The 26,862-nt window shown below is 61.0% G+C and carries 21 protein-coding genes; 7 read left to right on the forward strand and 14 right to left on the reverse strand.

What is annotated here, in order from left to right:
- Complete coding sequence (locus ACSPX5_RS21065) at nucleotides 1–159, reverse strand: YqaE/Pmp3 family membrane protein (RefSeq protein WP_065259115.1); 159 nt, start codon at nucleotides 157–159, stop codon at nucleotides 1–3.
- A gap of 206 nt (nucleotides 160–365) precedes the next feature.
- Nucleotides 366–1,649 (reverse strand): aspartate aminotransferase family protein, encoded by a 1,284-nt coding sequence (locus tag ACSPX5_RS21070; RefSeq protein WP_439820187.1) that lies wholly within the window; start codon nucleotides 1,647–1,649, stop codon nucleotides 366–368.
- Nucleotides 1,650–1,818: 169 nt separating this feature from the next.
- Here ACSPX5_RS21070 and ACSPX5_RS21075 point away from each other — a divergent pair, with 169 nt between their 5' ends.
- Nucleotides 1,819–2,748, forward strand: a complete 930-nt coding sequence (locus ACSPX5_RS21075) for a LysR family transcriptional regulator (RefSeq protein ID WP_169432180.1) — start codon at nucleotides 1,819–1,821, stop codon at nucleotides 2,746–2,748.
- 228 nt (nucleotides 2,749–2,976) lie between these two features.
- On the opposite strand, the gene ACSPX5_RS21080 is transcribed toward ACSPX5_RS21075, so the two are convergent.
- The 11 genes from ACSPX5_RS21080 to bioB form a co-directional block, all read right to left on the reverse strand.
- Nucleotides 2,977–4,755, reverse strand: a complete 1,779-nt coding sequence (locus tag ACSPX5_RS21080; protein WP_207863715.1) for an acyl-CoA dehydrogenase C-terminal domain-containing protein — start codon at nucleotides 4,753–4,755, stop codon at nucleotides 2,977–2,979.
- 184 nt (nucleotides 4,756–4,939) lie between these two features.
- Nucleotides 4,940–6,736, reverse strand: coding sequence for an acyl-CoA dehydrogenase C-terminal domain-containing protein (locus ACSPX5_RS21085; RefSeq protein ID WP_439820188.1), 1,797 nt, complete (start codon nucleotides 6,734–6,736; stop codon nucleotides 4,940–4,942).
- Nucleotides 6,737–6,826: 90 nt separating this feature from the next.
- Nucleotides 6,827–8,116, reverse strand: a complete 1,290-nt coding sequence (locus ACSPX5_RS21090; protein ID WP_169432183.1) for a GGDEF domain-containing protein — start codon at nucleotides 8,114–8,116, stop codon at nucleotides 6,827–6,829.
- Nucleotides 8,117–8,323: 207 nt separating this feature from the next.
- A complete protein-coding gene (locus ACSPX5_RS21095; protein ID WP_439820189.1) occupies nucleotides 8,324–10,438 on the reverse strand; it encodes a cytochrome-c peroxidase in 2,115 nt (704 codons plus the stop codon).
- A gap of 261 nt (nucleotides 10,439–10,699) precedes the next feature.
- Nucleotides 10,700–12,505: a phenylacyl-CoA dehydrogenase gene (locus tag ACSPX5_RS21100; RefSeq protein WP_169432185.1), complete on the reverse strand. Its 1,806-nt coding sequence runs from the start codon at nucleotides 12,503–12,505 to the stop codon at nucleotides 10,700–10,702.
- A gap of 274 nt (nucleotides 12,506–12,779) precedes the next feature.
- Nucleotides 12,780–13,076 carry a pyrroloquinoline quinone biosynthesis protein PqqE gene (locus ACSPX5_RS21105; RefSeq protein ID WP_169432186.1) on the reverse strand — a complete coding sequence of 99 codons (297 nt, stop codon included), beginning with the start codon at nucleotides 13,074–13,076 and terminating at the stop codon, nucleotides 12,780–12,782.
- 106 nt (nucleotides 13,077–13,182) lie between these two features.
- Nucleotides 13,183–13,863 (reverse strand): dethiobiotin synthase, encoded by a 681-nt coding sequence (gene bioD / locus ACSPX5_RS21110; RefSeq protein ID WP_169432187.1) that lies wholly within the window; start codon nucleotides 13,861–13,863, stop codon nucleotides 13,183–13,185.
- Nucleotides 13,860–14,672 carry a malonyl-ACP O-methyltransferase BioC gene (bioC, locus tag ACSPX5_RS21115; RefSeq protein WP_323159834.1) on the reverse strand — a complete coding sequence of 271 codons (813 nt, stop codon included), beginning with the start codon at nucleotides 14,670–14,672 and terminating at the stop codon, nucleotides 13,860–13,862. The genes bioD and bioC overlap by 4 nt, the downstream gene beginning before the upstream one ends.
- Entirely contained in the window at nucleotides 14,665–15,396 is a 732-nt protein-coding gene (locus ACSPX5_RS21120; RefSeq protein ID WP_439820190.1) for an alpha/beta fold hydrolase, read from the reverse strand. The genes bioC and ACSPX5_RS21120 overlap by 8 nt, the downstream gene beginning before the upstream one ends.
- Nucleotides 15,389–16,567: an 8-amino-7-oxononanoate synthase gene (gene bioF / locus ACSPX5_RS21125; RefSeq protein ID WP_439820191.1), complete on the reverse strand. Its 1,179-nt coding sequence runs from the start codon at nucleotides 16,565–16,567 to the stop codon at nucleotides 15,389–15,391. Before bioF ends, ACSPX5_RS21120 begins: the two co-directional genes overlap by 8 nt.
- Nucleotides 16,568–16,738: 171 nt before the next feature.
- A complete protein-coding gene (gene bioB / locus ACSPX5_RS21130) occupies nucleotides 16,739–17,794 on the reverse strand; it encodes a biotin synthase BioB (protein WP_011336244.1) in 1,056 nt (351 codons plus the stop codon).
- A 91-nt stretch (nucleotides 17,795–17,885) separates the two neighbouring features.
- Between bioB and ACSPX5_RS21135 the strand changes: the two genes are divergently transcribed.
- The 5 genes from ACSPX5_RS21135 (at nucleotide 17,886) to rarD (ending at nucleotide 23,467) form a co-directional block, all read left to right on the forward strand.
- Entirely contained in the window at nucleotides 17,886–18,626 is a 741-nt protein-coding gene (locus ACSPX5_RS21135) for a ComF family protein (RefSeq protein WP_439820192.1), read from the forward strand.
- 58 nt (nucleotides 18,627–18,684) lie between these two features.
- Nucleotides 18,685–19,449, forward strand: a complete 765-nt coding sequence (locus tag ACSPX5_RS21140; protein ID WP_439820193.1) for a TOBE domain-containing protein — start codon at nucleotides 18,685–18,687, stop codon at nucleotides 19,447–19,449.
- 72 nt (nucleotides 19,450–19,521) lie between these two features.
- Nucleotides 19,522–21,423 (forward strand): PhoX family protein, encoded by a 1,902-nt coding sequence (locus ACSPX5_RS21145; protein ID WP_439820194.1) that lies wholly within the window; start codon nucleotides 19,522–19,524, stop codon nucleotides 21,421–21,423.
- A 115-nt stretch (nucleotides 21,424–21,538) separates the two neighbouring features.
- Nucleotides 21,539–22,513, forward strand: coding sequence for a serine/threonine protein kinase (locus ACSPX5_RS21150; protein WP_207863724.1), 975 nt, complete (start codon nucleotides 21,539–21,541; stop codon nucleotides 22,511–22,513).
- A 66-nt stretch (nucleotides 22,514–22,579) separates the two neighbouring features.
- Nucleotides 22,580–23,467 (forward strand): EamA family transporter RarD, encoded by an 888-nt coding sequence (gene rarD / locus ACSPX5_RS21155; protein WP_179693474.1) that lies wholly within the window; start codon nucleotides 22,580–22,582, stop codon nucleotides 23,465–23,467.
- A gap of 223 nt (nucleotides 23,468–23,690) precedes the next feature.
- Here the strand turns inward: rarD and ACSPX5_RS21160 are convergent, their stop codons facing one another.
- Nucleotides 23,691–24,209, reverse strand: coding sequence for a glycine cleavage system protein R (locus ACSPX5_RS21160; RefSeq protein ID WP_007959830.1), 519 nt, complete (start codon nucleotides 24,207–24,209; stop codon nucleotides 23,691–23,693).
- A 454-nt stretch (nucleotides 24,210–24,663) separates the two neighbouring features.
- Here ACSPX5_RS21160 and ACSPX5_RS21165 point away from each other — a divergent pair, with 454 nt between their 5' ends.
- The gene (locus tag ACSPX5_RS21165; protein ID WP_439820195.1) at nucleotides 24,664–26,841 is read left to right on the forward strand and encodes a malate synthase G; all 2,178 of its coding nucleotides are present in this window, start codon (nucleotides 24,664–24,666) and stop codon (nucleotides 26,839–26,841) included.
- The last annotated feature ends 21 nt before the right edge of the window (nucleotides 26,842–26,862 follow it).

Here is a 26,862-nt window from a genome sequence, read left to right on the forward strand (position 1 = left end):
TCAGCGCTTGGCGATGATGTACACCGCGTGCACGATCCCCGGGATGTAACCGCACAGCGTCAGCAGAATGTTCAGCCAGAACGCGCCGCCGAACCCGACCTGCAGAAACACACCCAGTGGCGGCAAGATAATGGCGATGATGATGCGGATAAAGTCCATGGGGCAGCTCCTGATTGGGGGTTGGCTCGACTGAGCCATACAAGCTAATCGACCTGCGCCGTTTGTCAGGGTTCAGTGCAAACCGCAATCCTGCCATTTGATTGCCATTACCCGACCACAAAAAAACGCCCCACGCCAAAAGAATCAGGCGTGGGGCGTGCGTTATACCGCGAGACGGTTCTTGAATTCGGGTGGGAAACTTCAGCTCAGACGGCAATCCCTTTGCGGCATTGCAGTTGCGCGGTGCGTACCCGGGAGAAAGCTCGGGCCAGACGCAGGAGCATTTCGTCGATGTTGGCCTTGCTGACGGTCAGTGCCGGGGTGAAGCGCAGACAGTTGGCTTGTGGAGCGTTGAGCAGCAAGCCTTCATGGAGGGCGGCTTTAACGACAGCCTCAGCGGAGTCTTCCGACAGCGTCAGCCCCCAGAACAGACCCTGCCCGCGCAACTCGCCATGTTCATAACGACGGGCCAGACGAGCGAGCCCTTCGCGCAAATGCTGGCCGTTGTCCCGAATCTGTTCGAGGAATGCGCGATCCTGCACGCTGTCGAGCACCACCAGCCCTGCGGCGGTCATCAGCGCGTTGCCGTGATGAGTGCCGCCCAATTCGCCGGGTTCGAAACAGCACGCCTTGCCTCGCGCCAGCAATGCAGCCAGTGGAACGCCACCGCCGAGGCCCTTGCCGAGCACGACGATATCGGCGCGCACGCCGTAGGACTGTTCGGCGAGCAAGGTGCCGCAGCGGCCAATGCCGGTCTGCACTTCGTCGAGGATCAGCAGAATCCCCAGTTCACGGCACAGGCGTTCGACACCCTTGAGGTAATGCTCGGTCGCGGGTATCACACCGGCATCGCTCTGGATTGGCTCAAGCATGATCGCCACGGTCTGCGCATCGACTGCGGCATGCAGCGCCGGCAGATCATTGAACGGCACCAGATCGAAACCCGGCAGCAGCGGCGCGAAGCGATTGTGCAGATTGCAACTGTCCGACGCCGAAATCGTCGCCAGACTGCGTCCGTGACAGCCTTGTCTGGCGACAATGATCCGCGAGGCGCCACCACGATGCAGTTGACCCCATTTGCGCGCCAGTTTGATCGCGGCTTCACAAGCTTCGCTGCCACTGTTGAGCAGATACGCCTGATCGCTGGAAGTGCTGGCACACAACCGCTCGGTGAGGCTGAGCATGCCGCGGTTGTGCAGATTGAATCCGGGATTGATCAGGGCCTGTGCCTGGCTGGCAATGGCTTTGACCAGCGCCGAAGGGCTGTGGCCGAGGCTGTTGGCGCCACCGGCCTGGGAAAAGTCCAGGTAGGCGCGGTCATTGCTGTCCCACAGCCAGGAGCCCTGGCCGCGAACGAAAACCTGTTGCGGGCGTTCGACGCCAGGCATCAGGCGCTCGGCATTCAGGCCATCAGCGGCGGTCGATTCATGGGTTTCAAAAGCCAGGTCATCAAGGCTCGGCGTCTGACGCCGCAAACTGAACAGATTCATTGAAAAAGACCTCGATCGAGGTTTTTTGAACTGCCTATGCAAACACTTTCAAAACAAACGCTGGTCATTGCGCTTTCCGGCCCTGTAAGCCTTGTGAATGCGGTTAGACTAGGCCTGTTCTCGGCGTCGAGCCATTTCGATTTACCAGCATTTTCGATAAGTGTTACTTATGGATTTCAAACAACTGCGTTATTTCGTCGCGGTCTACGAAGAAGGTCACGTCGGACGGGCCGCGGAGCGGCTTTCGATCTCCCAACCCGCGCTGTCCCAGCAGATCCGCCACCTGGAACAGAACCTCGATGTCACGCTATTCGAACGCAGCAGCAAACGCCTGCTGCCGACCCTGGCCGCTCATACGCTGTACAACCACGCACTGCCACTGCTTGATGGCATGCAGCGGGCGCGTGAAGCGCTGGGCAACTTCAAGGGGCAGGCGCTGCGTACGCTGGCGATCGGCGTGCTGCAAACCGTGCACACCAGTCTGGTGCCGCAAATGCTTGAACGGGTACGCAAGGCTCAGCCGCATCTGGTGGTGCAGATTTATGAACTGACGGGGCTGGAGATCGAGCGGCGACTGCTCAACGGTTCGCTGGACATTGGCATCAGCTATCTCCCACCGCGCCAGCCGGGGCTGCACGGCGTGATGCTGTACGAAGATGAACTGACGCTGGTCATCCCGGCGGATCATCCGCTGCGGGAATTCAAGAAAGTCTCGATGAGCCAAGCCGCCGAACTGCCCATGTTGCTGCTGGGCGAGGAATTCCAGATCCGCCAGATCTGGCAGGCGCAACTGGCCAGTCTTGGACGTCGCCCGCAAGTGCAGGCAGAACTGAACAACATGGTGGGGATTCTCGACAGCCTGCCGCACACCCGTCTGGCGACGGTGCTGCCCGGTCGTTCGCAGAAGGAGTACGACGATCAGGACCTACTGTGGAAACCGTTGAGTGAGCCACGTGTACCGTTGACGGTCGGGCTGGTGTGTCGCGATGTGCAACGCCAGCAGGCGCCATTGGCCTTGCTGCGAACGTTGCTGGAAGAGGTGATGCAGCGCGAAGACAAACCGCTGAAGGGGGCGCCGCCACTGGACGCGCTGAGCTGAAAACTTTTCTGCGGGCATAAGAAAACCCCGCCGAAGCGGGGCTTTGCAGACTGTTTCCCTGACATCCATTTCACTCCGCCACCCTGGCAGAATCCTTACGTGTCCGTGTTGTTACTTTGCGCTTCCTGCGCTACGTCCATGGAAAGTAGATTAGCTCTGGATCCAATCTACGCCTATGGGAGAAAAGCAGCACGTCATGTAAGAGATCGCTTACATGACGTTACATCATCAGAACTGCGCAGCGTCCAGCAGGAACAGCGACTCGCTGCCGGCCTTGACCGACGCGCTCAACGAGTGAATCCGCGGCAGCAGACGGGCGAAATAGAAGCGCGCCGTGCCGAGTTTGCTCGCGTAGAAATCGTCCTGCGCTTCTTTGCCCAGCGCTGCCTTGGCCATCAGTGCCCACATGTACGCGTAGGCGGTGTAACCGAAGGCTTGCAGGTACTCGACCGACGCTGCGCCGATTTCGTTCGGGTTGGTTTTCGCCCGGTCCAGCAGCCATGAAGTCAGCTCGTCGAGGGTGTCGACGGCGTCATTCAGCGGCTTGGTGAACTCGCCCAGATCGGCACTGGCGGTTGCGATGAAATGGCGGATCTCGTCGGCGAACAGTTTGTAGAACGCGCCGCCACTGCCGACGATCTTGCGGCCCACCAGGTCCAGCGCCTGAATACCGTTGGTGCCTTCGTAGATCTGGGTGATGCGCACGTCACGCACCAGTTGCTCCTGACCCCACTCGCGGATGTAGCCGTGGCCGCCGAAAATCTGCTGGCCGTGAACGGTGGTTTCCAGACCCAGATCGGTCAGGAACGCCTTGGCCACTGGCGTCAGCAAGGCCACCAGATCTTCTGCACGCTTGCGGGTGGCAGCGTCTTCGCTGAACTTGGCGGTGTCGAGTTGCATTGCCACGTAGGTGGAAAACGCACGACCGCCTTCGTTCGAGGCTTTCATGGTCAGCAGCATGCGACGCACGTCCGGGTGGACGATGATCGGGTCAGCGACCTTGTCCTTGTTCTGCGCGCCGGTCGGCGAACGGCTTTGCAAGCGATCACGGGCGTATTCGATGGCGTTCTGGTACGAGCGCTCGCCGGTGGCCAGGCCCTGGATACCGACGCCCAGCCGCTCGTAGTTCATCATGGTGAACATGGCGGCCAGGCCTTTGTTCGGCTCGCCGACCAGGTAACCCACGGCTTCATCGAAGTTCATCACGCAGGTAGCGGACGCCTGGATGCCCATCTTGTGTTCGATCGAACCACAGTTGGCCGGGTTGCGTGCGCCCAGGCTGCCATCGGCATTGACCATGAACTTCGGCACCAGAAACAGCGAAATGCCTTTCGGCCCCGCCGGTGCGTCCGGCAGTTTGGCCAGCACCAGGTGGATGATGTTTTCGGTCAGGTCGTGCTCACCGCCGGTGATGAAGATCTTGGTGCCGCTGACCTTGTAGGAGCCGTCGGCCTGAGGTTCGGCCTTGGTGCGGATAATGCCCAGGTCTGTGCCGGCGTGCGGCTCGGTCAGGCACATGGAACCGGCCCAGACGCCGGCGTACATGTTCGGCAGGTAAGCGGCTTTCAGCTCTTCGCTGGCGTGGGCGTTGATCGACAGGCACGCGCCGGCAGTCAGCATCGGGTACAGACCGAAGGACAGGCTGGCGGAGTTGACCATCTCTTCAACCTGAGCCGACACGGCTTTGGGCATACCCATGCCACCGTAGGCCGGATCACCGCCAACACCGACCCAGCCACCTTCGGCATAAGTCTGATAGGCCTGTGGGAAACCGGCCGGCGTGGTGACGGCACCGTCGGCCCAGTGGCAGCCTTCTTCGTCCGCGGCACGGCTCAGGGGCGCGATGCTTTTGCTGGTGACCTTGCCGGCCTCTTCGAGAATGGCTTCAACGGTTTCCGCGTCGACGGTCTCGGCCAGGGCCGGCAGCTCGGCCCAGAGTTTGGCGACTTCGAACACTTCATTGAGGACGAAGCGCATATCGCGCAGCGGCGCTTTGTAGTCAGCCATGGCAAACCTCGCAAAGATCTAAACAGGTGATTCGTGGAAGGGTGATGTCATTGAGCTGGAGTGTACCCCAACAACTTTTGCGACACATAGGGTCAGGCGGTGACTGTTTTGTTATTTTTAGTCACCAGCAGTCAACCATAAAGAAGCCCGCAATCAGCGGGCTCTTTTGTTTAACAGTGGCGTGTTACAGCGCGAACAACTGGGCCGGCAGTTTCATCAGGCAATCGCTGCCCGCCTCGATCGCCGAACGATGGGCTGCGGTACGCGGCAACAGACGCTTGAAGTAAAACTCGCACGTCGCCAGTTTGCCCTGGCAGAAATCGCCGTCACCCTCGCCCGACTCCAGCTGTGCCTGGGCGACCAGCGCCATGCGCAGCCACAAGTAGCCGAGAACGATGTATCCGCTGTACATCAGGTAATCCACCGATGCGGCGCCGACTTCATCCGGATTCTTCATCGCGGCCATGCCGACCTGCATGGTCAACTCACCCCACTGCTGATTGAGGCTGTCGAGCTGCGCCACAAACTCGCCCAATTGCGCATGTCCGGCGTTCGCTGCACAGAACTTGTGAACGATCTTCGTGAAGTTACGCAGCAGCTTGCCCTGGCTGCCAAGGACTTTGCGCCCCAGCAGATCCAACGCCTGGATACCGTTGGTGCCTTCGTAGATCGGTGCAATGCGGCAGTCGCGAACCAGTTGTTCCATGCCCCACTCACGGATAAAACCGTGGCCGCCAAACACCTGCATGCCGTGGTTGGTCACCTCCAGGCCGGTGTCGGTCATGAACGCCTTGCAGATCGGGGTCAGGAATGCCAGCAGGTCTTCGGCCTCCTGACGCGCGTCGGCATCCGGGCTCAGGTGCGCGACATCGAGCATCTGCGCAGTGAAATAGGTCAGTGCGCGGTTGCCTTCGTTGAAGGCTTTCATGGTCAGCAGCATGCGCCGCACGTCCGGATGGACGATGATCGGATCGGCCGGTTTGTCCGGGGCTTTGGCGCCGGTCAGGGCGCGCATTTGCAAGCGGTCGTTGGCGTATTTGATCGCGCCCTGGAAACTCGCTTCGCCCAGACAAAGACCCTGCATCCCGGTGCCAAGCCGCGCATGGTTCATCATGGTAAACATGCAGTTCAGGCCTTTGTTCGGCTCGCCGATCAGGAAACCTTTGGCGTCATCGAAGTTCAGCACGCAAGTGGCCGAGGCTTTTATGCCCATCTTGTGTTCGATCGAACCGCAGGAAACGCCGTTGCGATCCCCCGCCTCGCCGGCTGCATCCGGCAGGAATTTCGGCACGATGAACAGCGAAATCCCCTTGGTCCCCGCCGGTGCGTCCGGCAGTTTGGCCAACACCAGATGAATGATGTTGTCGCTCATGTCGTGCTCGCCGGCGGAGATGAAAATCTTGCTGCCGGTGACCGCGTAACTACCGTCGGCCTGAGGCACGGCGCGGGTCTTGATGATGCCCAGGTCGGTGCCGCAATGGGCTTCGGTCAGGCACATGGTGCCGGTCCACTGGCCCGCAGTGAGTTTGCGCAGATAGGTGTTTTTCTGTTCCTCGGTGCCGTGGGCGTGGATCGCCGACATGGCGCCGTGGGTCAAGCCCGGGTACATGCCCCAGGAAGTGTTGCTGGAGGCGACCATCTCGCTGATCACCAGCCCCAGCGAACTCGGCAGGCCCTGGCCGCCGTAGGCCGGGTCGGCCGCCAGACCATGCCAGCCGCCTTCCACGTATTGTGCGAAGGCTTGCTTGAAGCCTGCAGGCGTTGTCACCACGCCATTGTCGAAATGACAGCCCTCTTCGTCACCGCTGCGATTGAGCGGCGCCAGAACGTTCTCACAGAACTTCGCGCCCTCCTCGAGGATCGCGTTGATCATGTCCGGGCTGGCATCGTGAGCGCCCAGGGCCGCGTACTGGGTGTGGAAGTCGAAGACGTGGTCGATCAGAAAGCGCATGTCGCGCAGGGGAGCTTTGTACTCGGGCATGGTGGCTTCTCCGTCAGCAGATCGTTTCAACCTACTGCCGGCCACCCTGCCCCACAATCACTGTCCAGACGCTGAATGCGCCGTCATCACTCAACCCGCAGCGTTGTCCATGCGCACCGCGCCACGGCGGTTCTGACCGAACGCCATCACACAGTTACGGCCCGCGCCCTTGGCGGCGTAGAGCGCCTGGTCGGCGGATTTGAGCACTTCTTCCGGGGTACGCTGCTCGACTCGTTCGGCGACGCCGATACTGACCGTGACCGATACGCTGGACGCACCGGAGCCGCCCCGCCGCTGGCGCCCCTGTTGATCGTCCTGAGGGCGGTTTTCCTGATTGCGAAGCTGAATGTTGTAGGACGCAATCGACTCGCGGATGACTTCCAGGTGCGGCATGCACTCTTCAAGGGTCTTGCCTGCAAACACCAGGGCGAATTCCTCGCCACCGTAGCGATAAGCCCTGCCGCCACCGCTGATTTTGGACAGCTTGCTGGCGACCAGTCGCAGAACCTGGTCACCCACGTCGTGACCGTGGGTGTCGTTGAATTTCTTGAAGTGATCGACGTCGCTCATCGCCAGCACATAGTTGCGACCCAGACGCTGCATGCGTTCGTTGAGTGCGCGACGGCCCGGCAGACCGGTGAGTTCGTCACGGAAGGCCATTTGATAAGCCTCGTGCGCCACCGCCGCTGCAATCATCAACATGACCTGGCTGCACATGATGTTCAGGGTGAACGGCAGGATGAAGGTTTTCGGCAGCATCCAAAACACCCCGAGCAATCCCACCAGTTGCGCCGCGTGCAGCGGACGCGGATGGCGCCAGTACTGCCAGGCCAGCAACAGGAACGCCGAGAGGAACACCGGATAGGACATCTGGATCAGGCTCATCCAAGCGCCGTGCAGAGCCGGCCAACGGATCTCCGAAAGCCACATCAGCAGAGCCTGGGGATAGCTTTGTTCAAGTCCCAGCGCCACGCTGCCGAACGCCAGCAACACGGCGAAACGCGCCACCATGTCCTGAAACAGATGCGTGCGCTCCTGCCACGCGGCGAACAGACCGAACAACAAGGGCAGCAGCAGACACACCAGATGGAACACCACGGCCGCGTCCTCGCGCACCTTGCCGTTGTCGCGGTAATAGTCGGTCTGGGTGTCGAGCAGGAAGTAGGCGATGTACACCGTGACCATCAGAAACAGTTCGCGCTGGCGTCGGTAAACCGCGCAATACGACCCGCCCAGCAACAGCACCAGAGTTGGCAGCACGTTGAACAGCGAGGTGAAGAACACGTTGAGGTCTTTGACGTACGCAGCCGCCAACCCCGCAAGCAACAACAGCAGTGAAGGTATGAAATGACTGAAACGTACAGCGGAAGAACGCGGCAAGGGTAAAGCTCCGACCGTCTTGGCAAAGAGATGGCATTGTGCCTGCAATGTGGCCAGTTAGGCACACACAATGTGATCCAGATCACAGGTTGTCTCTTTAACGGCCGCCCCCCTCGGTTTCTGAGCCTTCAATCAAGGTTTTTTCCCTGACAAACACGAAACTTCCGTCATGGCCATCATGCTTGATGGCCAGACGGTCATTTCCCCTCAAAGATCGTTGTAGAACGGCAGCAATGGCCCCTCCACCGTCGGCCGACCTTCAGCGCCGTAAGGCTTGAGATTGAGCAATGCATCCGTTGCCTGGCGGGTCGTGACTTTCGGACTGGCCGGGCGCTGGGTCACGGCGTTTTCATCCCCGATGTGACCTTGCGGGATGACCAGCGACGGGTGATCGAATGGCGCCCGCTCCCAGGCGACGCGCGGATCGGTCAGGCCGACTTCCATGAATTTCACCAGGGCGTCGATTTCATCAGGCGTCAGGTTCAGCGCCGTCATGTCCGGGTCGAGGTTGGAGGTGTTGTGCTGATTCACCGCCGGGTGCTCGAAGCCGCTGGTGTTGTTGGCATCCTCGCCGCGCCGGTCGCCGCCACGGTTGTAGAACTCCATGACCTGCTTGAGCGTGGCGCGGCTGCCGTTGTGGAAGTACGGGCCGGTCAGAGCGATATTGCGCAGGGTCGGGGTCTTGAACGCGCCGTCGACCGAGTCGCGGAAACCGACATTGGGCTTGAGCGTGGCGTCGCACGGAATCGCTGCACTCAGCGGTGCTTCGAAGGTACAGACGTCGACATCCAGCGGATCGACCGATTTGCCGCCCTGCAGTACGGAGTTGTACTGACGGGTGAACGACCACGGATTGCCCCAGGCATCCGCACCGCCGAGGGCTAGATCTTCCGAGGTCGGGCGGACACCGGTGTTGTAGAAGCCGTTGTCGTAGAGGGTCGTCAGGTTATCGGCCATCACCATCCGTTCGATGCGTTCGCGCGGATGCATCAGCAAGCGACTGGCCGCGTTGGTCAGCTCCGGCCCGCCGTGGCAATTGACGCATTTGCCCTTGCCGAGGAACAGGTTCATGCCCTCGACCTGCTGCGCGTTCATCGCGGTGTGGTCGCCTTGCAGGTAGGCATCGATCGGCGCCTGATCGGAAACCAGCGTGGCTTCATACATCTGGATCGCCAGGCCGAAGAACAGCGGAAAGTTGGCTTCCATCTGAGTGTATGGCGCACCGCCCACCAACACGTTTTGCGTGGCATTCCACAGCCGGGGCTGGAAGGCATTCTTGATCAGTTCGCGATAGGTCGGACGCCGCGCACCAGACACAGGGCCCAGCACCGAATCAGTGGACGAGATCCGTTGCTGCTTGAGCATCAGCGTGTCGAGCATCCGCCGGCCGATGTCGGCAAAGGTGCGACCGCCGCAGGACATTTCTACCGGACTTCCGGGCGGGCCGACGGCTTGCGAGGCGGCTGACGCATCGTTGAGCGCCAGCCTGACTTTGGTGGCGACCGTGCTGCGTTCGCTGGTCACGTAGATCCCGGCATCGGGGTCGCGATTGCCGAACGGCGAGAAGCCGTTGAACACGTTGTTGGCCCGACCGTCCCAGAAGTTGCGCACGTTGAACGCGGCGTTGATCACCGACGGCGCATTGCGCCCGGTGCTGCGACGCACGTTGATGCCGCCGACCTGGAAAATACCGTCCGGCTGCTGGGTGCATTTGTCGAAACGCGCCTGATTGGGTTTGACGAAGTTGGCATCGAACACACCTTGCGAGCCGACCACGTCGTCCGTCGAGTACACGATGGGCGAGTTGCGCTCCAGCGGGTTGCTCAGTACGTGGGTCGGGAAGTCGGTTTTCTTCAGCGTGTAGTTCGGGCCGCCCTTGCCGCCGGACAACGTCGCGTAGGTGGCCACGTCGCCGGGAATATCGGAGGCCATGAACGGCTTGTTGAAAATCGACGCGACGTTGGCGTTGGTGTTGGCCTGGCCGGGGTTGATCTGGTTGGTGATGCGGTGATCGACGCCTGCATGGTAGTGGCAGGATGCGCAGGCCGTCGCGCCGTCGCTGCCGATCTCCATGTCCCAGAACAACGCCTTGCCCAACAGGATCGCAGCAGAGCGGTTGAGCACGTAGTCGGTCATCAGGTCGACCTTGCGTCCGCCTTCGGTCCCGGAGGGATCGGGAGGCACCATCCCGCGCAACGATTGCAGCGACGGAACCTCCGGCACCGGGGGATCGACTTCAGCGGGAGCGGCGGCCCAGGCGCTGTGGACTGACAGCGCGATGGGTAACCAGAAGGTCAAACGAGCGAGTCGACTGATGTTCATAGGCTTCACCCTGACTGTTGTTGTTAAGTGCCGGGCGTCATGCTTCTTTGAGCAGGCAGTTCTGGTTAGCACCGGTAATTCGGGCAGTGCAATTAATTGGCCACTCTTCTGGAAACATCTTGAATCAATAAGCGCCGGGGGTTTGGCTGAGCGACTACTTCATCAATGCTGGGGAATCAGCCCCGGGATTGGGGAAATCCGGGCACAAAAAAACCGCTGCCCCCGAAGGAGCAGCGGTTTTTCGAAAGACCGCGTTAAGGCTTAGTAGCCCAGTGCGAAGTCTTCTTCTTTCATGTCCATCAGGTTGTTGGCGCCCGACAGCATGGTTGCCACGTGCGTACGGGTACGCGGCAGGATGCGCTGGAAGTAGAAGCGCGCGGTTTGCAGCTTGGCGGTGTAGAAGGCCTCGTCGGTGGTGCCGGCAGCCAGTTTTTCAGCCGCCAGACGCGCCATGTCGGCCCAGAAGTAAGCCAGGCAGGCGTAACCGGAGTACATCAGGTAATCCACGGAGGCCGCGCCGACTTCTTCGCGATCTTTCATGGCGGCCATACCGACCTTCATGGTCAGCTCGCCCCACTCTTTGTTCAGTGCAGCCAACGGTGCGACGAATTCCTTGACGGCTTCGTTGCCTTCGTTGTTCTGGCAGAACTTGTGGACGATCTTGGTGAAGCCTTTCAGAGCCTCACCTTGAGTCATCAGCACTTTACGGCCCAGCAGGTCGAGTGCCTGGATGCCGGTGGTGCCTTCGTACAGCATCGAAATGCGGCTGTCGCGAACGTTCTGCTCCATGCCCCACTCGGCGATGAAGCCGTGGCCACCGTAGATCTGTACGCCGTGGTTGGCGGATTCGAAACCGACTTCGGTCATGAACGCTTTGGCGATCGGAGTCATGAAGGCCAGCAGTGCGTCGGCTTTCTTCTTCTCTTCTTCGTCCACGCCGTATTTGACGATGTCGACCTGTTTGGCGGTGAAATACACCATCGCACGGTTGCCTTCGGCGAATGCCTTCATGGTCAACAGCATGCGGCGTACGTCTGGGTGCACGATGATCGGGTCAGCGGCCTTTTCCGGCGCTTTCGGGCCGGTCAGGGAGCGCATTTGCAAGCGATCACGAGCGTATTTCAGACCGCCCTGGAAGCCGATTTCGGCGTGGGCCAGACCTTGCAGCGCGGTGCCCAGACGTGCGGTGTTCATGAAGGTGAACATGCAGTTCAGGCCTTTGTTCGCCGGGCCGATCAGGAAACCGGTCGCGCCGTCGAAGTTCATCACGCAAGTGGCGTTGCCGTGGATGCCCATCTTGTGTTCCAGCGAGCCGCAGCTCACAGCGTTGCGAGTACCCACAGTGCCATCGGCATTCGGCAGGAACTTCGGAACGATGAACAGGGAAATGCCCTTGGTGCCAGCCGGTGCATCCGGCAGGCGGGCCAGTACGATGTGGACGATGTTGTCGGCCATGTCGTGTTCACCGGCCGAGATGAAAATCTTGGTGCCGGAGACTTTGTAGGAACCGTCGGCCTGAGGTTCGGCCTTGGTGCGCAGCATGCCCAGGTCGGTGCCGCAGTGCGGTTCGGTCAGGCACATGGTGCCGGTCCATTCGCCGGAGACCAGTTTGGTCAGATAGGCTTCCTGCTGCTCCGGGGTGCCGTGCTCGGAAATGGTGTTCATCGCGCCGTGCGACAGGCCCGGGTACATGCCCCACGACCAGTTGGCTTCGCCGACCATTTCGCTGACAGCCAGACCCAGCGACTCTGGCAGACCTTGACCACCGTGCTCGACGTCATGGGCCAGGCTCGGCCAGCCGCCTTCGACGAATTGCTTGTAAGCCTCTTTGAAGCCAGTCGGGGTTTTCACACCGGACTCGCTCCAGGTGCAACCTTCGATGTCGCCCACGCGGTTCAGCGGCGCCAGTACCTGCTCACAAAACTTGGCGCCTTCTTCGAGAATGGCGTCAACCATGTCCGGCGTTGCGTCTGCGCAAGCTGGAAGGCTCTGATAGTGCGCTTCGTAGCCGAGCAGTTCGTCACGAACGAAGCGAATATCACGCAAGGGGGCCTTGTAGTCAGGCATAGCGATAAACCTCTGCTGATGTAACCGGGAATGAACGACCGCATTGATTTGTTGTGACGGTCAAACAGTTGTTTGAAACATACGTTTACGCCGAAACCTTGTCAAGCGTCGATCTTTTGCCGTTCGTCATCACATTTTTCAAACGCCGGACACAGCGCCTCGACATGCATCCGAAAGGGCCATGCACACAAAAAAAGATTAGTTGAGGGAGAAGGACTTACAACGAAAAACGCCGCGAACAGTCGCGGCGTCTGGCAAAGCGGGTATCAGAAAATCAGGCGAACGTATCGATGATCGTGCCGAGCATTTCATCGGATGCCTTGGCGACTTTCGTGCCCAGTTCCACTTGAAACTTGCCCTGGGCCATCTCGGCCATGGCGCTGCCCGGATCCAGTTGCTGGCTGCGATCCACGCCGCGCAGGCGATCGATCTGGGCTTCGGAGGACTGACTGGTGACCGAACGCTCGATGGTGTTGTTGGCGATCTGGCTGGCAGCCTGATCGACGCGGTTCTGCCCGGTCTGAATCGTGCTCAAACCTGCATAAAAAGCCGTGTTTCCGGAGATTTCCATGGGAGCTCTCGTCCTTGGGAAGGATCAATGGCTGCCATTGAACCAGAGACGTCAGAAAAACACCCGTCAAAAACACTAATGGCACTGTGCCTTGTCATAGCCAAAATCAGTCGAGCAAGTCCAGTTGCAAATGCTCGGCGACCGCCTCGGCGCTGATCGCCTTGAGCTTGGGCACTCGCCCCAGGCATGGCGCTGGAATCCGCTCGGCCAGCGTCGCCAGGTTTTCCTCCAGCCGCGACGTCTTCGGATCAATGATGTTCGCCACCCATCCCGCCAGTTGCAGCCCGTCCCGGGCAATCGCCTCGGCAGTCAATAGCGCATGACTGATGCAACCCAGACGCACGCCCACCACCAGAATGACCGGCAGCTTCAGCGCAATCGCCAGATCCGACAGATTGTCCTGATCCGCCAACGGCACCCGCCAGCCACCCGCACCTTCGATCAGCGTGAAATCGGCGTTCATCGCCAGAATCTCGCGCATCGGCACCAGCAGCGATTGCACCGTCAGCGCCACACCTGCCTCTCGTGCCGCCAGATGCGGCGCAATCGCCGGCTCGAACGCCACCGGATTGACCTGTTGATACGTCAGCGGCAACGAACACTCGGCCTGCAACGCCAAGGCATCGGAGTTGCGCAGGCCTCTGGGTGTCACGACACAACCGGACGCCACCGGCTTGCCCGCCGCCGTACTCAGCCCCGCCGACCGCGCCGCATGCAGCAACCCGGCGGCGACAGTGGTCTTGCCAACGTCAGTGTCGGTTCCGGTGATGAAATAGGCTGCGCTCATAAGGGTTTCTCCAACACGGCGTAAACCACCTGATAAGTCGCCGGCAAGCCTTGTTGCTGACGGAACTGCTCGTACGCCTCGACCAGCCCGAGAATCCGCGCCCGCCCGGTGAGTCCGCCCGGCCGACCGGGATTCAGATTGTGTGCGCCCAGTGCCTTGAGTTCGTGCGTCAAGCTGCGCACATCCGGGTAATGCAGCACATGCGGCCGGTTCTCAAGACTGACCGTACGCAACCCACTGGCCGCGCACAATTGTTCATACCGGGCGAATTCGCGGAAGCGGTTGACGTGTACCAGACCATCGACCTGGCGCCAACTGTCGCGCAATTCGTACAACGTCCCTACACAAAGACTAGCAAACGCAAAAATCCCCCCTGGTTTCAGCACCCGAAACGCTTCGCCGAGCACCGATTCGAAGTCTGCGCACCACTGCACGGCGAGGCTGGAGAAAATCAGGTCGCAGGTCGAATTCTGCAACGGCAGACGCTCGGCATCGCCCGCAATAAAGTGTGTGGCACCACCCAATGGCCGGGCGTGATTGAGCATGCCTTCGGCGATATCCAGCGCCAGCCCTTCGTTCCCGGCAAAATGTTCGGCCAGCGCCCGGGTGAAATAACCGGTGCCACAGCCGAGATCCAGCCAGCGCGACGGCAGAAAATCCACCGGCAGACGATTCAGCAACTGCGTGCCGACGTCACGCTGCAACTCGGCGACGCTGTCGTAGCTGGCCGCTGCACGTGAGAAGGAAGCCGCTACCTGGCGTTTGTCAGGCAAGCCGCCGGGCAGCGCAGCAAAAGACAAATCAGTCATCACCACACTCACTTAAAAACGCCTGGATAGCACCGGCCACACCGTGGGGATCTTCCAGAAGAAACCCATGGCTGGCCTTCTCGATCAGCCCGACCTCGACATCCGCCAGCAGCGCGAACAACTCGCCCGCGGCTTCCGCCGGCACCAGCCCATCCAGCCCGCCAAACAAATGCAATTGCGGGCCTCGAAACACTTGCAAGGCATTACGCGTATCGATCTGCGCCAACAACGCCAGACCAGCCATTAACGCCGCCGGCGAAGTGTTCGGCGCGCCGCCGAGCAACAGTCGCGACAAGCCGCGCGGGTCTTGCGCACCTTGAGCACATAACAGAGAGAAACGTTTGAGGGTCTGTCGCGGGTCGGCATTGCAACCGGCCAGAAACGCATCGAAGGTCTCGCCGGGCATCGCGCTCGGCCATTGTTCATGGGCGACAAACGAAGGATTGCTCGCCAGGGTCAGCAAGCCGCAGCAATGTTCGCCACGTCGCGCCGCCAGCTCCGAAGCGAGCATCCCGCCCAGCGACCAGCCACCCAGCCAGGCATCTTCGGGAATGCGCTCATCGAGTTCGTCGAGCCAGTCCGCAGGATCGCTGGATTCCAGCTCCGGCAGCGGTTCGATTTCGACCGTCAGGTGTTCATCCAGCCCACGCAACGCAGCGGCCAGAGGCTCCAGCGGCGAAACGCCGAGGCCCCAACCCGGGAGCAGAATCAGACGATCACGCATGGCTTGGCTCCGACTTGAGTTGGGCAAAGCAATCGGCCAGTCCTTCTAACAATAGTTGCACCTGCGCCTCACTGTGGGCGGCGGTCAGGGTGACGCGCAGCCGCGCGCTGCCGGCAGGCACGGTCGGCGGGCGGATCGCAGTGACCATCAGCCCACGCTCGCGCAGCATCTGCGACAGACGCACGGCGCGACCGGCATCGCCGATCAGGATCGGCTGGATCGGCGTGAAGCTGTCCATCAGCTCCAGGCCTATCTGTTCGGCGCCGTGGCGGAACTGGCGGATCAGCGTCTGCAAATGCTCGCGGCGCCAGTGTTCGCTGCGCAGCAGTTCCAGACTTTTCAATGTTGCACAGGCCAGCGCCGGCGGCTGGCTGGTGGTGTAAATGTACGGGCGGGCGAACTGGATCAGGCTTTCGATCAACTCTTCACTGCCCGCGACGAACGCACCCGCCGTGCCGAACGCTTTGCCGAGCGTGCCGACCAGCACCGGCACATCCTCCTGGCTCAAACCGAAATGCTCGACGATCCCGCCACCGTTCGCTCCCAGCGGACCGAATCCGTGGGCGTCATCGACCATCAACCAAGCGCCTTTGGCCTTGGCCTCTCGGGCCAGCGCCGGCAGGTCGGCAAGATCGCCGTCCATGCTGAAGACGCCGTCAGTGACCACCAAAGTATTGCCGGTGGCTTTCTCCAGACGCTTGGCGAGGCTGTCGGCGTCGTTGTGCAAATAACGATTGAAGCGCGCGCCGGATAACAATCCGGCATCCAGCAACGAGGCATGATTGAGCCGGTCTTCCAGCACCGTATCGCCCTGCCCGACCAGCGCCGTAACCGCGCCGAGGTTGGCCATGTAGCCGGTGGTGAACAACAGCGCACGGGGCCTTCCGGTGAGGTCGGCCAAGGCCTCTTCCAATTCGTGATGCGGGCCGCTGTGGCCGATCACCAGATGCGAGGCACCGCCGCCGACGCCCCACGTCGAGGCACCGGCGCGCCAGGCTTCGATCACTTGCGGATGATTGGCCAGGCCCAGGTAATCGTTGTTGCAGAACGCCAGCAACGGCTGACCGTCGACCACCACTTGCGGCCCTTGCGGGCTTTCAAGCAGCGGGCGCTGGCGATAGAGATTTTCGGCACGACGGGCAGCAAGGCGTGCGGCGAGATCGAAAGACATGCAAGCCTCGAACAGTCAAATCACATGAATCAGGATGGACACCGATCCTGTGGGAGCTGGCTTGCCAGCGATGGCGGCGCCACATTCAACATCAGTGTCGACTGTCAGTCCGCTATCGCTGGCAAGCCAGCTCCCACAGGGGAGTGTTCCTTCAGCAAATCGGGGCGAGTTTCAGACCGCCGCGTTATAGAACTGCTCGCTGCTCTTCTGCTCCACCAGCGCCTGCTCGATGGCGGCCTGATGCACTTCGTCGGCATGCTCTTCACGGGCTTCCGGCTGAATGCCCAGACGTGCGAACAACTGCATGTCCTTATCGGCCTGCGGGTTGGCAGTGGTCAGCAGTTTGTCGCCGTAGAAAATCGAGTTGGCGCCGGCGAAGAACGCCAGGGCCTGCATCTGCTCGTTCATCGCTTCGCGGCCGGCGGACAGGCGCACGTGGGATTGCGGCATGAGGATGCGCGCCACGGCGAGCATGCGGATGAAGTCGAACGGATCGACATCGTCAGCGTTTTCCAGCGGCGTGCCGGCGACTTTCACCAGCATGTTGATCGGCACCGATTCCGGGTGCTCCGGCAGGTTGGCCAGCTGGATCAGCAGGTTCGCGCGGTCATCGAGGGACTCGCCCATACCGAGGATGCCGCCGGAGCAGATCTTCATCCCCGCATCGCGCACATAGGCCAGGGTCTGCAGACGCTCGGCATAGGTGCGGGTAGTGATGATGCTGCCGTAGAACTCCGGCGAGGTATCGAGGTTGTGGTTGTAGTAGTCGAGGCCGGCCTTGGCCAGCGCTTCGGTCTGGTCCTGATCGAGACGACCGAGGGTCATGCAGGTTTCCAGGCCCATGGCCTTCACGCCTTCGACCATTTTCAACACGTAAGGCATGTCCTTGGCCGACGGGTGCTTCCACGCCGCGCCCATGCAGAAACGGGTCGAACCGATGGCCTTGGCGCGGGCAGCCTCTTCGAGGACCTTCTGCACTTCCATCAGCTTTTCTTTTTCCAGGCCCGTGTTGTAGTGACCGGACTGCGGACAGTATTTGCAATCTTCCGGACAGGCGCCGGTCTTGATCGACAGCAGGGTGGAAACCTGGACGCGGTTGGCGTCGAAATGCGCGCGGTGCACCGTCTGCGCCTGAAACAGCAAGTCGTTGAATGGCTGAACGAAGAGTGCTTTGACTTCGGCCAAAGTCCAGTCGTGACGCAGGGTGGCAGTGGTGCTGGCGCTCATGGGCGATTCCTTGGTTATGCTTGGCTTGCGCCTGGGGAAACGGAATACCCACAGGCACGACACGGATGTTCGGCATATTTAAGGAAGAGCCATGCACTGTCAACCACATCAAGATAGACCGGTTTACATCTGGTTAAATATTAACCAGGCCTGTTTGATTTGCGATGAGCCGGCGGAAACCGAAACGCCCCTCTGCGTAGCCTGCGAAACCGACCTGCCCTGGCTTGGCGATCAATGCATGATTTGTGCATTGCCGCTGCCCGCAGCAGGCCTGACATGCGGCGAGTGCCTGAAGGATCCACCCGCCTTCGAACAGGTGGTGGTGCCTTGGTCCTACGGCTTCCCGGTGGACAGTCTGATCACCCGTTTCAAACACAACGCCAAATGGCCGTTTGGCCGCCTGTTGGGCGAGGTTCTCGGGCAGTTCCTGCAACATCGCTTCGACGAGGGCCTGCCACGTCCGGACGCCCTGCTGCCGGTGCCATTGGCGAACAAGCGCCTGCGTCAGCGCGGATTCAATCAGGCGGCAATGCTGGCGCAATGGCTCGGCAAGCAACTGGATCTGCCCTGTGAAGAAAATGTCCTGCGCCGTACCCAGGACACCAGCGCCCAGCAGGCACTCGACGCCAGGGCGCGTAAACGCAATTTGCGCAATGCCTTCAAGCGGGTGCCGGAGGCCGATGTACGAGGCCGGCATCTGGCCTTGGTGGATGATGTGCTGACCACCGGCGCCACAGCTCAAGCGCTGGCCCGGTTGCTGCTGGACGCGGGCGCCACGCGGGTCGACGTCTACTGCCTAGCCCGCACACCGAAACCTGGCGACGCGGCTTGACTCACACGCGCCAAGCGGCCAACTTCCTCCTCCATCAACCCAGAACAAAGCACTCGACATGTCCCTGCCCAGCCTGTTGTCCCAGCACATCGTCCGCCGCCCGCAGCGTATCGCCCTGCTGCAACACATTGCCGAACAGGGCTCGATTACCCGCGCCGCAAAAAGCGCGGGCCTGAGCTACAAAGCGGCATGGGACGCCATCGATGAACTGAACAATCTGGCGCAGAAACCCTTGGTCGAGCGGGCTGTCGGCGGCAAGGGCGGCGGCGGCGCGAAACTGTCCAGCGAAGGTGAACGGGTGCTGCGTCTTTATCAGAAGCTCCAAGCCTTGCAGGCGCAGGTGCTGGAAGCCGCCGAGGACGCCAGTGATCTGGATCTGCTCGGCCGTTTGATGCTTCGCACCAGCGCCCGCAATCAATTGCACGGCAAAGTCATCAGCATCGAGCATCAGGGCCGCAATGACCTGATCCGCCTCGAACTGGCCGAAGGCTTGTGCATCGACGCGCAGATCACCCACGACAGCACCGTGCATCTGGAGCTGCAACCGAACACCGAAGTGGTGGCACTGATCAAGGCTGGCTGGCTTGAATTACTGGGCAACGGGCAACCCGCAACATCTGGTCACAATCTTCTCGAAGGCACCCTCGAAGCCATTCTCGATGCCGAGGACGGCCCCAGCGAAGTGCGCATCGCCCTGCCCAACGGCCAGACACTCTGCGCCCTGGCTGAGCCGCTGCACCTGCGCACCCACAAACTGACCGTCGAACAACCGGTACGGGTGCAGTTCTCGCCGTCCAATGTGATCATCGGCACACCACTCTAGTCCGGGTTCCTGCAACAAAAGCGTCATCGCCTCTCATTAAGGTGGCTGCCAAAACCAAGCAGGGAGCCTGATGTGAGCCTATTAGAAGAAAACCAATCCACTGACCTGGAAAAAATGGTCGGCCTGAGCCGTCGTGGTTTCATCGGTGCCGGCGCGCTGTGCGGCGCGGCGATGTTCCTCGGTGGCAGCCTGTTGAGTCGCAGTGCCCTGGCCACCGGTGTCAGCGCCGGCAACAGCCGCCTGCTGGGCTTCGACAGCATTCCGGCCGCCACCACCGACGTCATCAGCCTGCCCAAGGGTTACAAGTCGTCGGTGCTGATCAGCTGGGGCCAGCCCCTGCACAAGAACGGCCCGGCCTTCGACCCGAGCGGCAACGGCACTGCAGCCGCACAGGAAGTGCAGTTCGGTGACAACAACGACGGCATGAGCCTGTTCGCCTTTCCAGACGACAGAAACCGCGCCCTGATGGCGATCAACAACGAATACACCAACTACCGCTACCTCTACCCTCACGGCGGCCTTCCGCAATCGGCGGAAGACGTGCGCAAGGCCCTGGCCTGCGAAGGTGTCTCGGTGATCGAAGTGGCGCGCAAGAACGGTCAATGGCAGTTCGTTCAGGGTTCGCGCTACAACCGCCGCATCCACGGCAACTCACCGCTGCGCATCAGCGGCCCGGCGGCCGGTCATGAATTGATGAAAACCAGCGCCGACAAGCACGGCAAGAAAGTCCTCGGCACCTTCCAGAACTGCGCCAACGGCAAGACACCGTGGGGCACTTATCTGACGTGTGAAGAGAACTTCACCGACTGCTTCGGCAGCAGCAATGCCCAGCAACAGTTCGATCCGGCGCAGAAACGCTACGGCGTGACGGCCGCCAGTCGCGAGATCAACTGGCATCCGTTCGATCCGCGCTTCGACATGGCCAAGAACCCGAACGAGCTCAACCGTCACGGCTGGGTGGTGGAAATCGACCCGTTCGACCCGCAATCGACGCCGGTCAAACGCACCGCCCTCGGTCGCTTCAAACACGAAAACGCTGCCCTGGCCGAGACCGACGACGGTCGCGCCGTGGTGTACATGGGCGACGACGAACGCGGCGAGTTCATCTACAAGTTCATCAGCCGCGACCGCATCAACCACCGCAACGCGAAAGCCAACCGCGACATCCTCGATCACGGCACCCTGTACGTGGCGAAGTTCGATGCGGGCGACGGCAACCCCGACCACCCGAAAGGCCAGGGCCAGTGGATCGAACTGACCCACGGCAAGAACGGCATCGACGCCAGCAGCGGTTTTGCCGATCAGGCCGAAGTGCTGATTCACGCGCGTCTGGCAGCCAGTGTGGTCGGCGCCACGCGCATGGACCGTCCGGAGTGGATCGTGGTCAGCCCGAAAGACGGCCAGGTTTATTGCACCCTGACCAACAACGCCAAACGCGGCGAAGACGGGCAACCGGTGGGCGGGCCGAACCCCCGCGAGAAAAACGTCTACGGACAGATCCTGCGCTGGCGCACTGACCGCGACGATCACGGCTCCAAAACTTTCGTCTGGGACCTGTTCGTGGTGGCCGGCAACCCGAGCGTGCACGCCGGCACGCCGAAGGGAGGCTCGTCGAACATCACGCCGCAGAACATGTTCAACAGCCCTGACGGTCTCGGTTTCGACAAGGCCGGCCGACTGTGGATTCTCACCGACGGTGATTCGAGCAACGCCGGGGACTTTGTCGGAATGGGCAACAACCAGATGCTCTGCGCCGATCCTGCGACCGGTGAGATTCGCCGGTTCATGGTCGGACCGATCGGTTGTGAAGTCACCGGGATCAGTTTCTCGCCGGATCAGAAAACCCTGTTTGTCGGGATTCAGCATCCGGGCGAGAACGGCGGCTCGACCTTCCCCGAGCACCTGCCGAACGGCAAGCCACGCTCTTCGGTGATAGCGATTACCCGTGAGGATGGCGGGATCGTCGGCGCCTGATGCTGCGACGCTCTGATCGTTCCCGTGCGCTGCACGGGAACGATCCCCTCAAGACAGCCCGTCTGCGCTACCATGCTGGGCCGGACGCGGCAGCCTGCTGCGCGCAGGAGTCAGCATGGCCCACCCGTTTGAAACCCTCACCCCAGACCTCGTGCTCGATGCCGTCGAAAGCATCGGTTTCCTGAGCGATGCGCGCATCCTGGCGCTCAACAGTTACGAAAACCGCGTCTATCAGGTCGGCATCGAAGACTCGGAACCGCTGATCGCCAAGTTCTATCGCCCGCAGCGCTGGACTAACGAGGCCATTCTCGAAGAACACCAGTTCACCTTCGAACTGGCCGACGTCGAGATCCCGGTGGTGGCGCCACTTGTCCACAATGGCGAAACCCTGCACGAACACGCCGGTTTTCGTTTCACCCTGTTTCCCCGTCGCGGTGGCCGCGCGCCGGAACCGGGCAATCTCGATCAGCTGTATCGCCTCGGCCAGTTGCTCGGGCGCATGCACGCGGTCGGCGGAACGAAGCCGTTCGAACACCGAGAAGCGCTGACCGTGCAGAACTTCGGCCATGCGTCGCTGACCACTTTGCTGGAAGGCAACTTCATTCCGAAAAGTCTGTTGCCGGCCTACGAGTCTGTCGCCCGCGATCTGCTCAAGCGTGTGGAAGACGTCTACGCCGCCACGCCGCACCAGAACATCCGCATACACGGCGACTGCCACCCCGGCAACATGATGTGCCGCGACGAGATGTTCCACATCGTCGACCTCGACGACTGCCGCATGGGTCCGGCGGTGCAGGACATCTGGATGATGCTCGCCGGCGATCGCCAGGAGTGTCTCGGACAGCTGTCGGAGTTGATGGACGGCTACAACGAGTTCCACGATTTCGATCCCCGCGAACTGGCGCTGATCGAACCACTGCGCGCCTTGCGCCTGATGCATTACAGCGCGTGGCTGGCCCGACGCTGGGACGATCCGGCGTTCCCTCACAGTTTTCCGTGGTTCGGCACGGAGCGGTATTGGGGCGATCAGGTGCTGGCGTTGCGTGAGCAACTGTCGGCGCTGAACGAAGAGCCGTTGAAGCTTTTCTGACACGACACGTCTATACAACTGCCCGTACAATCGCTGCTTTGTTAGCTGCCTAAGCAAGGATTCTGCATGCAAGCCGCCAACCCGCGTCGCGGGTACATTCTGGGCCTCAGCGCCTACATCATCTGGGGACTGTTCCCGCTCTACTTCAAAGCCATCGCCGAAGTGCCGGCGGTGGAAATCATCATCCACCGGGTGCTGTGGTCAGCGCTGTTCGGCGCGCTGCTGTTGATGGTCTGGAAACACCCGGGCTGGTGGCAGGAGCTGCGCGATAACCCTAAACGCCTGGCGATTCTCGCGCTCAGCGGCACGCTGATCGCGGCCAACTGGCTGACCTACGTCTGGTCGGTGAACAACGGCCGGATGCTTGAGGCGAGTCTCGGTTACTACATCAACCCATTGGTTAACGTGCTGCTGGGCATGTTGATCCTCGGCGAACGCCTGCGTCGCATGCAGTGGCTGGCGGTCGGTCTGGCGGCGGTCGGTGTGGCGCAGCAGGTGTGGCAGGTCGGCAGTCTGCCTTGGGTATCGCTGGTGTTGGCGTTGACCTTCGGTTTCTACGGACTGATCCGCAAGCAGGCGCCAGTCAAAGCATTGCCGGGGCTGGTGGTGGAAACCTGGATGCTGGTGCCGATCGCCCTCGCATGGCTGCTGTTCAATCCGACCGCGACCAGTGCTCAGGCCGAGTTCTGGACGACCTCCGAAGCCTGGTGGCTGGTGGCCGCCGGCCCGGTGACGCTGGTGCCGCTGGTGTGCTTCAACGCCGCCGCGCGGCATCTGCCTTACACCACCCTCGGCTTCCTGCAATACCTGGCACCGACTCTGGTGCTGCTGCAAGCCGTGCTGCTGTTCGGTGAGCACTTGTCGTCCAGCACGCTGATCGCCTTCATGTTTATCTGGGCCGGTCTGGCAGTGTACAGCGTCGATGCGTGGATAAGTCTGCGCCGGCGCAGCTGATCAAAAAACGTACAAAACTCCGCAGGCCACGGTTCTCGTGGCCTGCATCGTTCCTTCCCAAGGTTATCCACAGCGTGATCCCCGCTGTTTGTGCGCAAGTCACTGAATGCTGGCGTTTTTTTGATCAATTCACGCAAAGCCAAGTCGGACGTGGCCTGGCGGTCAGTCTCTACAGGTTATCCACAGGCAGGTGCACGTTTAAACTGGATAACCCGATCCGTCTTCACGGGTCGGTGCGCAGCACCAATTCCACCATCAAGTCATCGGCCAGGGTTTCCAGGCGCGATTGCAGCACGTCCAGTGAAAGAGTCAGGGGCACCGCCAGAATCGCTTCGGCGTGAAACAGTGGCTCGCTGCTCATCGGCGCCGGACGCACTTCGGTCACCAGCCGCTCGAGGTTCACACCCTGCTCGCTCAGCAACCGGGTGATATCGCGCACGATGCCCGGACGATCATTGCCCACCAGTTCCATGGCAATCGGTTTCCAGGTGCAGGCCTGCTCGATACCGCTTTCGGCCACCAGCACACGAATGCCCTGCGCCGACAACGCTTGTAAGGCATCGACTAATTCGTCGTAAGCCTCTGCCGGCACGCCGACCCGCAGGATCCCGGCGAACTGCCCGGCCATTCGCGACATGCGGCTTTCCAGCCAGTTGCCGCCGTGCTCGGCGATGCATTGGGCGATGCGCTCGACCTGCCCGGGCTTGTCCGGCGCGAAGACGGTGAGTACGAGGTGATCCATGGCGCAGCCCTCTTGTCATGACTTTTGTTATAGAAAAGCAAGTATAGGCAAGCGTTCGACAGACGCCTCAGACGCTCGAATTAACCAATCGTGTACAACTTTTTATATTTAACTGGAACAATCCATTGGTTTTTTGAGAACATCCCGTTCCGCGCCGTGACCGCAATGCGTCATGGGGTCGCAGAACGACGTAATTAGTCTGATTTTCACAACCGCAACTCATCATGTAGTATGCCGCAGCGCGCACTACATAACGCTGGATCGATGTCTGCCCAAGGCACGTTCGCAACCCTGAAAGCCCCGTCAGCAAGGCCCCCAAGCCGTTGATTGGTCCCAACCCAGCCGCCAGCAATGGCATGTACTGGTCGAGGGGTTTGTGGTTTAAATGGCCAGAGGCTTCATTGTTAAATTGAAGAGCTGAAAAGCGAAATAGCTGAGCAGAGTGAGGCAAGCAATGACTGAACACGTTCAAGTCGGTGGCCTGCAGGTCGCCAAAGTCCTGTTCGACTTCGTGAACAACGAAGCCATTCCCGGTACCGGCCTCACCGCCGACAAATTCTGGGAAGGTGCCGACAAGGTCATTCACGACCTGGCGCCGAAGAACAAAGCCCTACTCGCCAAACGCGATGACTTCCAGGCTCGTATCGACGGCTGGCACCAGAGCCGTGCCGGTCAGCCGCACGACGCCGTGGCTTATAAAGCCTTCCTGCAAGAGGTCGGTTATCTGCTGCCAGAAGCGGCTGATTTCCAGGCAACGACGCAAAACGTCGACGACGAAATCGCCCGTACCGCCGGCCCGCAACTCGTGGTTCCGGTGATGAACGCCCGCTTCGCCCTCAACGCCTCGAACGCCCGCTGGGGTTCGCTGTACGACGCCCTGTATGGCACCGACGCCATCAGCGAAGCCGGCGGCGCGGAAAAAGGCAAAGGCTACAACAAGGTGCGTGGCGATAAAGTCATCGCCTTCGCCCGTGCGTTCCTCGACGAAGCCGCGCCACTGGCCGCAGGCTCCCACGTCGATTCCACCGGCTACAAGATCGCTGACGGCAAACTGCTGGTCACCCTCAAGGGCGGCAGCACCAGCGGCCTGCGCAACGATGCACAACTGATTGGCTTCCAGGGCGACGCCAATGCGCCGATAGCGATCCTGCTGAAAAACAACGGCCTGCATTTCGAAATCCAGATCGACGCCAGCACCCCAGTCGGCCAGACCGATGCCGCCGGCGTCAAAGACATCCTGATGGAAGCGGCGCTGACCACCATCATGGACTGCGAAGACTCCGTGGCTGCCGTCGATGCCGACGACAAGGTGGTGATCTACCGCAACTGGCTCGGCCTGATGAAGGGCGACCTCGCGGAATCCGTGTCCAAGGGCGGCCAGACCTTCACCCGTACCATGAACCCGGATCGCACCTACACCAAGGTCGACGGCAGCGAACTGACCCTGCACGGCCGCTCGCTGTTGTTCGTGCGTAACGTTGGTCACCTGATGACCATCGATGCGATTCTCGACAAAGACGGCAACGAAGTGCCGGAAGGCATCCTCGACGGTCTGGTCACGTGCCTGGCGGCGATGCACAACCTCAACGGCAACACCTCGCGCAAGAACACTCGCACCGGTTCGGTCTACATCGTCAAACCGAAGATGCACGGCCCGGAAGAAGCGGCGTTCACCAACGAGTTGTTCGGTCGCATCGAAGACGTGCTGGGCTTGAAGCGCAACACGCTGAAAGTCGGGATCATGGACGAGGAGCGCCGCACCACGGTCAACCTCAAGGCCTGCATCAAGGCCGCCAGCGAGCGCGTGGTGTTCATCAACACCGGTTTCCTCGACCGCACCGGCGATGAAATTCACACCTCCATGGAAGCCGGCCCGATGGTGCGCAAGGCCGACATGAAGGCCGAGAAGTGGATCGGCGCCTATGAAAACTGGAACGTCGATATCGGTCTGAGCACCGGCCTGCAAGGTCGTGCGCAAATCGGTAAAGGCATGTGGGCGATGCCCGACCTGATGGCAGCGATGCTCGAACAGAAAATCGCTCACCCGATGGCCGGCGCCAACACTGCCTGGGTTCCATCGCCGACGGCCGCTGCGCTGCACGCGCTGCACTACCACAAGGTCGACGTGTTCGCCCGTCAGGCCGAGCTGGCCAAACGTGCCCGCGCTTCGGTCGATGACATCCTGACCATCCCGCTGGCGGTCAACCCGAACTGGACCCCGGAGCAGATCAAGAACGAACTGGACAACAACGCCCAGGGCATTCTCGGTTACGTGGTGCGCTGGATCGACCAGGGCGTGGGCTGTTCGAAAGTGCCGGATATCAACGATGTCGGCCTGATGGAAGACCGTGCGACGCTGCGTATCTCCAGCCAGCACATCGCCAACTGGCTGCGCCACGGTGTGGTGACCGAAGCGCAAGTGATGGAAAGCCTCAAGCGCATGGCGCCGGTAGTGGACCGTCAGAATGCCAACGACCCGCTGTACCGTCCGCTGGCCCCGAACTTCGACAGCAACATCGCCTTCCAGGCGGCGGTCGAACTGGTGATCGAGGGCACCAAACAGCCGAACGGCTACACCGAGCCGGTCCTGCACCGTCGTCGCCGCGAGTTCAAGGCTGCCAACGGCCTGTAACTTGCGCGGATGCCGGACATG

It is taken from the genome of Pseudomonas sp. HLG18, from assembly GCF_051903985.1.
GTDB classification, from domain to species: Bacteria; Pseudomonadota; Gammaproteobacteria; order Pseudomonadales; family Pseudomonadaceae; genus Aquipseudomonas; species Aquipseudomonas fluorescens_BT.

Bases quoted from the DNA above. Each gene is read 5' to 3' on its own strand.
- ACSPX5_RS21095 (WP_439820189.1), bottom strand. From the start codon at position 10,438: ATGAACATCAGTCGACTCGCTCGTTTGACCTTCTGGTTACCCATCGCG.
- ACSPX5_RS21075 (WP_169432180.1), top strand. From the start codon at position 1,819: ATGGATTTCAAACAACTGCGTTATTTCGTCGCGGTCTACGAAGAAGGT.
- bioC (WP_323159834.1), bottom strand. From the start codon at position 14,672: ATGACTGATTTGTCTTTTGCTGCGCTGCCCGGCGGCTTGCCTGACAAA.
- ACSPX5_RS21105 (WP_169432186.1), bottom strand. From the start codon at position 13,076: ATGGAAATCTCCGGAAACACGGCTTTTTATGCAGGTTTGAGCACGATT.
- ACSPX5_RS21070 (WP_439820187.1), bottom strand. From the start codon at position 1,649: ATGAATCTGTTCAGTTTGCGGCGTCAGACGCCGAGCCTTGATGACCTG.
- bioF (WP_439820191.1), bottom strand. From the start codon at position 16,567: ATGTCTTTCGATCTCGCCGCACGCCTTGCTGCCCGTCGTGCCGAAAAT.
- ACSPX5_RS21150 (WP_207863724.1), top strand. From the start codon at position 21,539: ATGGCCCACCCGTTTGAAACCCTCACCCCAGACCTCGTGCTCGATGCC.
- ACSPX5_RS21160 (WP_007959830.1), bottom strand. From the start codon at position 24,209: ATGGATCACCTCGTACTCACCGTCTTCGCGCCGGACAAGCCCGGGCAG.
- ACSPX5_RS21085 (WP_439820188.1), bottom strand. From the start codon at position 6,736: ATGCCCGAGTACAAAGCTCCCCTGCGCGACATGCGCTTTCTGATCGAC.
- bioD (WP_169432187.1), bottom strand. From the start codon at position 13,863: ATGAGCGCAGCCTATTTCATCACCGGAACCGACACTGACGTTGGCAAG.
- ACSPX5_RS21080 (WP_207863715.1), bottom strand. From the start codon at position 4,755: ATGGCTGACTACAAAGCGCCGCTGCGCGATATGCGCTTCGTCCTCAAT.
- ACSPX5_RS21165 (WP_439820195.1), top strand. From the start codon at position 24,664: ATGACTGAACACGTTCAAGTCGGTGGCCTGCAGGTCGCCAAAGTCCTG.
- ACSPX5_RS21100 (WP_169432185.1), bottom strand. From the start codon at position 12,505: ATGCCTGACTACAAGGCCCCCTTGCGTGATATTCGCTTCGTTCGTGAC.
- ACSPX5_RS21135 (WP_439820192.1), top strand. From the start codon at position 17,886: ATGCACTGTCAACCACATCAAGATAGACCGGTTTACATCTGGTTAAAT.
- ACSPX5_RS21065 (WP_065259115.1), bottom strand. From the start codon at position 159: ATGGACTTTATCCGCATCATCATCGCCATTATCTTGCCGCCACTGGGT.
- bioB (WP_011336244.1), bottom strand. From the start codon at position 17,794: ATGAGCGCCAGCACCACTGCCACCCTGCGTCACGACTGGACTTTGGCC.
- rarD (WP_179693474.1), top strand. From the start codon at position 22,580: ATGCAAGCCGCCAACCCGCGTCGCGGGTACATTCTGGGCCTCAGCGCC.
- ACSPX5_RS21120 (WP_439820190.1), bottom strand. From the start codon at position 15,396: ATGCGTGATCGTCTGATTCTGCTCCCGGGTTGGGGCCTCGGCGTTTCG.
- ACSPX5_RS21140 (WP_439820193.1), top strand. From the start codon at position 18,685: ATGTCCCTGCCCAGCCTGTTGTCCCAGCACATCGTCCGCCGCCCGCAG.